Source organism: Alsobacter sp. P4_H11 (assembly GCF_056400925.1).
Genome location: NZ_JBFUKI010000009.1, coordinates 222,119 through 229,615, shown reverse-complemented (window position 1 = coordinate 229,615; position 7,497 = coordinate 222,119). Strand labels below are relative to the sequence as shown.

Genomic DNA, 7,497 nt, shown 5'->3' with positions numbered 1-7,497 from the left:
GCCTGACGACTGCAAAGGGTTAGCAGGGCTTTGGCCATGTCCTCATGGCCCGAAGCCAGACACCCGAGTACGTTTGTTCGAATTGGTACGACGTCAATTCGACCAAGTTGGACGGTTACGTCGTACCAGTGATAATGTCCGGCTTGTGTTTAACGGTTGTCTATCGAAACCGAGATCGCCCGATGGATAGCTCTTCCCAGAATTTGAAAGATGTCGTTGAGAAGTTCGTGGCGGGGCACGGGGAACTGGCTGACGAAGAGTTTGGAGCCAGCGTCTCCGACTACCTTTCAAGGAACCTGAACGTTGATCCCGATTCCTTCATGGAACTGGCCATCAAGATCTACACAGGTTGCAAATCCCGCACCGTCGTCACTGGACGACAGTAACACGCGCCGCTAGGGCTTTGACTGCCTCTAGAGTCGCGGGACTGCGCCTTTCCGTTGCGGCAGGCGTTCAATCACCCCGTTCGGGCCAACGATTTGTTGCGCGATGCCGCGACCCAGATCCGACTGCAGGGTGACGAGATCGCCATCGGAAGCGATGTTGTATCGGCTGGACCAGAGAACCTGTCCGCCTCTTGCGTCCACAAGCCGAGCGGCGACAACTCCCTTTGTTTCCGACGTGAACACACTGCCCTCGACGAAGTACCGGATGTTGTAGCGCCCCTGGCTGGCCGTGTTCGTGCCGTGCATCTCGGTCGCAACACGGCTTAGGGTTGCGATGTCCCCTTGTTCGGCGAGAACACTGATCACCTCCTCCGAAACGCCGCTGGCGATCTGTTGGGCGCGATGATTGGCGCCAATCGCCGTGAATTGAAGAACGGCGAAAAGTGGCTTCTCGGAGGTGGTTGGGCTCATCCAGTAGCCCGAGGAAAGCAGGGCTGCGGCAACGGCTACGATTGAAGCTGCAAACGTGACCCGAACTCCCCAATTCGTCGGTGAGATCACTGAACGTGCCCCCGCAATAAAGGATAGCCGTGGCTGGGCATCATCCCCGCCGCCTGGCGATTCCACCAAGGAGATGCAGGTTTTGAAGACTGGGACATACGCTCCTTTAGGAACATCGATCTGGATCGGATCGTTTGATCTGTGATTGTGACGTTCGAGCGCGCGGCGGAGCCGACCAGCCTCGATACGGACCAGAGGATCGAGGTTGGGGTCGAAGTTCTGCGGCCTGTTAAAGACGGATACCCCGATCGCGTAGGCTTTGATCCGATCCTGTCTCCCTTCTAGGGTCTCCTGGACAATGTAAGACAGGAATTGGCTAAGCCGCTTTGAACGATGAAATTCTTCGCTCGCGAGAACGTTTCGCAGAGCCCCATCGATCATTTCCCGTCTCGGGTCGCAGTCCACAGACATCGCGCTACCTCGCAGGTGGGGGCTCAAAGGGGAGGGCTGCATTGTCGCGCCCGAACTTCGTCCTGTTCAATAGATTTGCCCGGACAGTCTCATGACCGGCAAGAGGGCCGCTATCCGCGTTTGCCCGTGAACTGGACGCGGGAAACCCCTAGCTTGGGAGCGGGCCCGCTTCATCAGCACAGGCTCCCGCATGGTACGGATCGTCCGGACCCCCCAACTCCGCGCCCCATGAACGTTGACCTATGACCCGCCGTTTCCGACCACCCTGGTCCGCCTCCCGCATCCCCGGAGGCTTCCTCGTGTCCGATGCGAGCGGCTGCCGGCTGATCTACTGCTATGCCGACTTTGAGGGCCGCAGCTCCGTCATGGGGCAAATGGACGCCGCCACGGCCGAGCGCGTCGCGCACGCGATCGCCAAGCTTCCGCGCGTGCTGAAAGGGGAGGCGGCGGAGAGGGGCGAGATCCCCGCCGGCCCGTGGAGCGTCGAGGACAGCGACGGAATGTTCCGGGTCAACTCGCCGGGCTACGCGGTCGCGGGCATCTACTACGCCGATCGCCGGGCTGGGGATCTCACCTGGGACGAAGCCCGGAGGATAGCCGCCGGTGTCGCTCGGCTTTCGACGCTGCTTGCGCTCTGATCTGCGCATTCAGCGTCGGTTTTATATGACAAGGATTTTCACCCGTACTGGAAGCGAAATGAGCCCGCCATTGCGCTGCCGGCGGGCTCAATACGCTGCAGGTACACTGGAGGGGACTTTCCTGCCCCGCCAATGTGCGCCGGTACGGTTAAGGCGCGCCTAACATCAGGAAGGCCACGCTGCTGGCTCCATGACTCGACGCTTTCCTGCGCCCTGGTCCGCCTCGCGCATCCCTGTTGAGGCGACTTCTGAAACGAGCAAAGATCACCGAGGCCCGGAGTGGGCAGGAAAATGCCCTCTCCGGGCCTGGGGCCCCCAATTGAGTTGCTCAAGCCTCAGGAGGAGGTCCGCCTTTAAAGTATCATGATTCCGATCATGAAAGAAAAGGCGCGCCCTCTACATAGCTCGGCGCTATTTTCCTGAGCAGGTGCTGCGATCTTACGGCACGAGGTGGTCCATACGAGGACGCCAAGCCCCTTAACAAGGCAATGATGCAGTGGTTCGGAAAGATCGGGGCGCATCGTGAGCCGATGGGCCGGGAAGCTGCGAGTGCGTCTATGCAGGCAGCAGAGATAGCGTTGCGCTTTCTGCTCTGCCTGTCGAGTCGGTTCCCATGCACAAGGTGCGCCCGTGCGATCAGGCGTCTTGACGCCGCACAAACGTGAGCAGCGTTCGGACGAGCGCCTTATGATCGATTGGCTTGCTGATGATTGGAACCGAGATGGATGTTCCAGGCAGCATCCAGGGCTCGTACGACGTCGCAAGAACGAACGGCTTTCCAAGATCGTGGCGCTTCTCTGCGACAGGAGTGCTGAGCCCGTCCGTCAACGTGTAGTTCAGGACGGCCGCCTCTATCTCGACGTGTTCCAGCAGCCGCAACGCCTCAGCCGCGGAAGCGACGGGGCCGATTACCTGAGCACCGGCCGCCTCAAGTTCGGCGGCCAACTCAATCGCGATCAGGTACTCGTCCTCGACCACGAGGATGCGGGCGTTTGCGAGCGACATTTCCGGCTTCTCAAGCGCCCCAGTCTCACATTGCTTTGAAGCAATAATGGTTCCTGACCAGCCCGTAGCGCAGTTCGATCCATTTGCGCGCCGTTAACCAATGCAGCGCAGCTTCAACGCTGCCGGAGACGTCCGCCTCTGGCTCGGGAGACGGCCCCGCCGCAGCGCAACGGCGGGGCCGATCCTTGCGGGACGGTTCGCTGGATCAGGTCGTCAGATCGGCTGGAGGCTTTGGCTGCTCCATCCTGCACGCCTTCGTCGGGCCGGCGGCGTGTCCAACTCTCACCTCGACAACAAACATGGGCGTTGCCGTGATCAGCTTGGCTTCGCTCGCAATCGTCCTTTGGATCGTGGCCCGTCAGTAGCAGCCCAACGACGCTATGCCCCGAAGGTCAGGGTTGCCGTGCTGCACTGCAGTACTTAGCTTCCAGTGGCGCCGCGAGGCGTCCTGCCCTTTTGGGCACTCCTCCCTCCACTTGGGGTCGCTTTTCGGAGCGGCCCTCTTTCTTGTTCAGGCGCCGCGTCTGGCCATCTCTGCCGCATGCCGCTCGTGCGATTGCCTTGAGCAGAGAGCGCTTCAATCCGGGCTTCGCAGACTTAGGCCGTCCGGTCATAAAGACCCGCGGCAGTCTGGGTGGCAGGATGTCGGTTCTCCTGCACTGGGGGCGTCCGATGACCGAACGTGCAACCATCTATCTCCCTGGCGAAGGCAAAGAGGTTCGGTTGGCCGGGGCTCCACTGCGGTACTTGGCTACGAGCGAGAACTCCAAATACGCATGTGTTTTCGAATGGACCGTCGCTCCCGGGTTCAGTACCGGGCGCCATGTTCATCGCGTCCAGGAAGAGACGTTCTTCGTCCTCGAAGGTGAATGCACTTGGGAGATAGGCGATCGAACTGTCGCCGCCGAGCCCGGCGCCTATGTGCTGATCCCGCCGGGCGTCCCCCATAACATCGCCAATCGAACCGACCAGCCCGCACGCATGATCATGACGGTGTCGCCGCCTGGCCACGAACGATATTTCGATGAGCTGTCTGCGTTGGTGTCGACTGGAAGCCCGCCTGATCCTCAGGCAATCGCACAACTGCGAAGCCGCTTCGATACAGAGCAGCTCTCCACGCTGCAGACCTCATAGATAGGTAACCTCGGAAACGGGATCTGACGCGGAACGAGGGCGGGGCGCTGCGCCTGCAACGGCACTTGCCACAAGCGTTTCCGCCGATTCGACCCGGCTTCGTTCACGCTGCGGGACGATCGTGAACGGCCGCCGCAGCGGCTGGCCGATCAGCCCGCCGTCAATGGCCTGGGCGCTTGAAGTTACCCTTCTCCAGGATCTCGGCGTTCAGGTTCGCTTTCTGCTCGTCTGTCGCCTCGGCCAATATCTCGTCGCCTACGCGCACGAGTTCATCGACATCCTTCTCAACGAGATGGTACGGCACCTCCATCCCGCGCAATCCGAGCTCGCTTTCAGCGTCTTCCATCATCGTGCGGTTGAAGCCCCTCGGTCGCGCCGCGTAACGCTGCATTTCGAAGATCCAGCGCGCAGCGACCATCGTCGAGTCTTGCCCCTCAAGGGCTCGACCTCGCGTGAGATAGTCTCTGGTTTGCTCCAGCCTCTCGCCGGCGAGGAAGGCGTGAACGGCAGCGCTAACATCGTCCGACATAGTCTTCTCGATCTAGAGGAACGACGAGCCGGCGTGGCCCTTGAACATGTTCGCCCTGCGGATGTAGCCGCGGACGGTGCGGGTGTCCTTGTGCCGGGTCAGCGCGATTGGCGATCCGCTAATCCTCAGGCAGCTTTCGCTTTCTGGGGACAGTGGCCTTTCGGGTGGGTGCCACTGCAGCCTTAACTCTCACTGGCGGCCATGGGCCTAGATCGCGCGTAAGGTGGGCCGTGTAGCTCCAGCCGTTTTCACGCGATCTGCGTTCATGCTCCCGTATAGAATTCTCAATGGCGTGCCGCAGGTCCACCTCGCGCTTTGATCGACGGGCTTTGGCAAACCCGTCGTCAGCCAGAGCCTCTGCCATTGCCTGCAGGGATGCTGAGATGACCTGATACTCATCGGTGCGGAAGCCGTGTTCGTCCAGCCAGATACCATCAGCCTGCTTGCCTGCGTCCCGGATCGCATCTCGCACGATCTCGAAATAACCGGTCCGACACTCTCGCGTAGCCACGATGAAGTCCTGTTTCGTTCGCTTACTTTGGTGACGGCAACTTGCTAAAGGAGGTTTACAGATCGCCTCTCCTGTGAGACAGTGATTTTGCAGGTTTACAGGATTACAGAGGCAAGCCGATGGCCACCTTCGCTTACACGAGAGTCTCGACCGATCGGCAGGCCAGCGAAGGCGAGAGCCTCGATGTTCAGGAGCGCACCGTTGCCGGCTACGCCCTGATGCAGGGCCTGCAGCTAGACCGCACCTTTGTTGAACGCGGCGTGTCCGGCTCCAAGCCCCTCATCGAGCGTCCTGCCGGTGGCGAGCTGCTGTCGGTCCTCAAGGCCGGCGATGTGGTGATCACGCCGAAGCTCGATCGCATGTTCCGCAGCGCCAGCGACGCCCTTGCCAACCTGGAGCACCTGAAGCGCCTCGGCGTGCACCTTCACATGATCGACCTGGGCGGCGACGTCACCGCCAACGGGATAGCCAAGCTGGTGTTCACGATCCTCAGCGCCGTCGCCGAGGCAGAGCGCGACCGCATCCGCGAGCGTGTCGCCACAGTGAAGGCAGACCAAAAAGCGCGCGGCCGCTATCTCGGCGGCTCCATTCCATTCGGCTACCGGGTCGACGCTGAAGGCGGACTTGTCGAGCACCAGGCCGAACAGGATGCCATTAAGGCCATGGCGGTCGCCCGGGCAGCGGGCAAGTCCCTCCGGGCAATCTCGACGGAGATGGCGGCGACAGGAATCACGATCAGCCATATGGCCGTCAAGGAGGTGCTGGCGGCTCGGAGATGACATGCAACGCTGCGAGGGCATGCGGCTTGTCAGGCCCAGCGGTGAAGCACCAGCAGTAGACCAAGAAGCACTAAGATCCAGAGCGGCCGAACGGCTCTGTTTACGGCGTTTTCGATACGGTTCGCCTGCGCGGCTAACATGCCCTCAATCGGGAGAACCTGCGCTAATCTATCTGCCCGCCGCTGCAAGCGTTGCTGCTCGCTCGGGGTGTCTTCGTCGGCCTCGTCGAGATCTTCTTCGCCTTTTGAAGACGCGAACGTTTGGTTGCGTTTGAAAAACACGTCTACCTCTCCGACGTGTCCAGTCGAGGGTGGCGTGATCTCGCAGCCTTCCGGCATCTCAACTTTTTGCTCCACGAGGATCTTAATCATGTCCGTTCGAATCGATGGTGACCAATCGGAATAGAATCCATCGACCTCTGACAGTCGAACTATGATCTCGCTTGGCTCAGCAACGTGTAGTCTCGCCCGAAGCTGGTCGAATTTTTCGGCCGTGAGGTAAATTTCGAGCCCCGCCGAGTCTGGGACAGTCTGTTTTTGAAAATCCCAGTCTGTTGTGTACCCTGAGAATGCCCAAAAACGGCACTGCTCTTCGATCCCGGCGTCGGCAATCTTGATGATTCTGAAACCGAACTTTTTTATTTTGGTGTCGCTTCCCATAAGGGAATAGGTCGTGTCCTGCCCTTCATACTCCGTCGGGATTGCGTCACCGATGTACGTCTCAGCAAGCTTGATCGTATTGTTTCGATGCGCCAGTTCAGATTCAGGCGCGTATTTACTACCGATAGAATTGACCGCGATAGCGTAAGTTATGTCTTCTAAACGAAAATACAGAGACCACGGCCATGGTATAAAATCGCGACCGATTTTGCGTCCACTCTGATCATGTTCTTGAATCGACCAGCTGTAGAGAGATTTATACTCAGGATTAGTATCAAGCTTCAACGCATATTTAAGGAGCTGTTCCATTTACAAATCCGACGGCGCGCACATCCGAGGGTATTGTCGCGGTATCTGCGCAGAAAGCAAAGCTGAGGGTAGGCTGCCCGACCGGTAGGCAGGAACAGCCAAGCCCACATATTGGATAGTCGCCTGCATCCTCCTGCAAAAGCAGGAGCCACGCGGGCCGCAAGGTGCACCTCAGCCTTTTAAGGCTTCGTATGAGGCCAGCAACTCGTCGATGAATTCGCCCTCTCCGGGATAGGCCGGGTGCCCTTTGGGGTATTTGCTGGCAGCTAGGAATTCGGCTCTGACCTGATCCTTCCACCCGGGCCCTTCTGATCGCTCCAGCTGTGCGCAAGATGCGAACATCGCGGCCTCTAGCTGCGCGTCAGTCATCCTCTCCAGGGGTGTCCCGAAACGTTGGCGTTGCGCCGTCTCGATTTTGCGTAAACGCCCTTCAAAAGCACGCATGGGGCCCTCCAGCCTTATTGATCTGCTCGGAATGCCGCTTCAATCGCGGCGCGCTGCTGCTGGACGGTCACGTGGCGAGAGCCGCCCAGAGGCCCCACAGAGGCGAGGAAGCCGCCGGCAGTGCGATAGCT

9 protein-coding genes are annotated in these 7,497 nt (G+C 59.8%); 4 read left to right on the top strand and 5 right to left on the bottom strand.

Translation table 11 applies throughout. The annotated features are described in order from the left end of the window. The first annotated feature begins 182 nt into the window (after nucleotides 1–182). Nucleotides 183–386 (top strand): hypothetical protein, encoded by a 204-nt coding sequence (locus AC1DSZ_RS17575; RefSeq protein WP_476839643.1) that lies wholly within the window; start codon nucleotides 183–185, stop codon nucleotides 384–386. A 27-nt stretch (nucleotides 387–413) separates the two neighbouring features. On the opposite strand, the gene AC1DSZ_RS17570 is transcribed toward AC1DSZ_RS17575, so the two are convergent. After that, complete coding sequence (locus AC1DSZ_RS17570; protein WP_476839642.1) at nucleotides 414–1,328, bottom strand: hypothetical protein; 915 nt, start codon at nucleotides 1,326–1,328, stop codon at nucleotides 414–416. A gap of 329 nt (nucleotides 1,329–1,657) precedes the next feature. On the opposite strand from AC1DSZ_RS17570, the gene AC1DSZ_RS17565 reads away from it, so the two are divergent. Beyond that, nucleotides 1,658–1,996: a hypothetical protein gene (locus AC1DSZ_RS17565; RefSeq protein ID WP_476839641.1), complete on the top strand. Its 339-nt coding sequence runs from the start codon at nucleotides 1,658–1,660 to the stop codon at nucleotides 1,994–1,996. A gap of 636 nt (nucleotides 1,997–2,632) precedes the next feature. Here the strand turns inward: AC1DSZ_RS17565 and AC1DSZ_RS17560 are convergent. Continuing rightward, entirely contained in the window at nucleotides 2,633–3,001 is a 369-nt protein-coding gene (locus tag AC1DSZ_RS17560) for a response regulator (protein ID WP_476839640.1), read from the bottom strand. 672 nt (nucleotides 3,002–3,673) lie between these two features. Here AC1DSZ_RS17560 and AC1DSZ_RS17555 point away from each other — a divergent pair. After that, entirely contained in the window at nucleotides 3,674–4,135 is a 462-nt protein-coding gene (locus AC1DSZ_RS17555) for a cupin domain-containing protein (protein WP_476839639.1), read from the top strand. A gap of 160 nt (nucleotides 4,136–4,295) precedes the next feature. Here the strand turns inward: AC1DSZ_RS17555 and AC1DSZ_RS17550 are convergent, their stop codons facing one another. Then, complete coding sequence (locus AC1DSZ_RS17550) at nucleotides 4,296–4,664, bottom strand: hypothetical protein (protein WP_476839638.1); 369 nt, start codon at nucleotides 4,662–4,664, stop codon at nucleotides 4,296–4,298. Between the two features lie 630 nt (nucleotides 4,665–5,294). Between AC1DSZ_RS17550 and AC1DSZ_RS17545 the strand changes: the two genes are divergently transcribed. Beyond that, on the top strand, nucleotides 5,295–5,954 hold the full coding sequence (locus AC1DSZ_RS17545) for a recombinase family protein (protein ID WP_476839637.1): 660 nt from the start codon (nucleotides 5,295–5,297) through the stop codon (nucleotides 5,952–5,954). A 29-nt stretch (nucleotides 5,955–5,983) separates the two neighbouring features. On the opposite strand, the gene AC1DSZ_RS17540 is transcribed toward AC1DSZ_RS17545, so the two are convergent. Continuing rightward, a complete protein-coding gene (locus tag AC1DSZ_RS17540) occupies nucleotides 5,984–6,922 on the bottom strand; it encodes a hypothetical protein (protein WP_476839636.1) in 939 nt (312 codons plus the stop codon). 171 nt (nucleotides 6,923–7,093) lie between these two features. Next, on the bottom strand, nucleotides 7,094–7,366 hold the full coding sequence (locus AC1DSZ_RS17535; protein WP_476839635.1) for a hypothetical protein: 273 nt from the start codon (nucleotides 7,364–7,366) through the stop codon (nucleotides 7,094–7,096). Nucleotides 7,367–7,497: the final 131 nt, after the last annotated feature.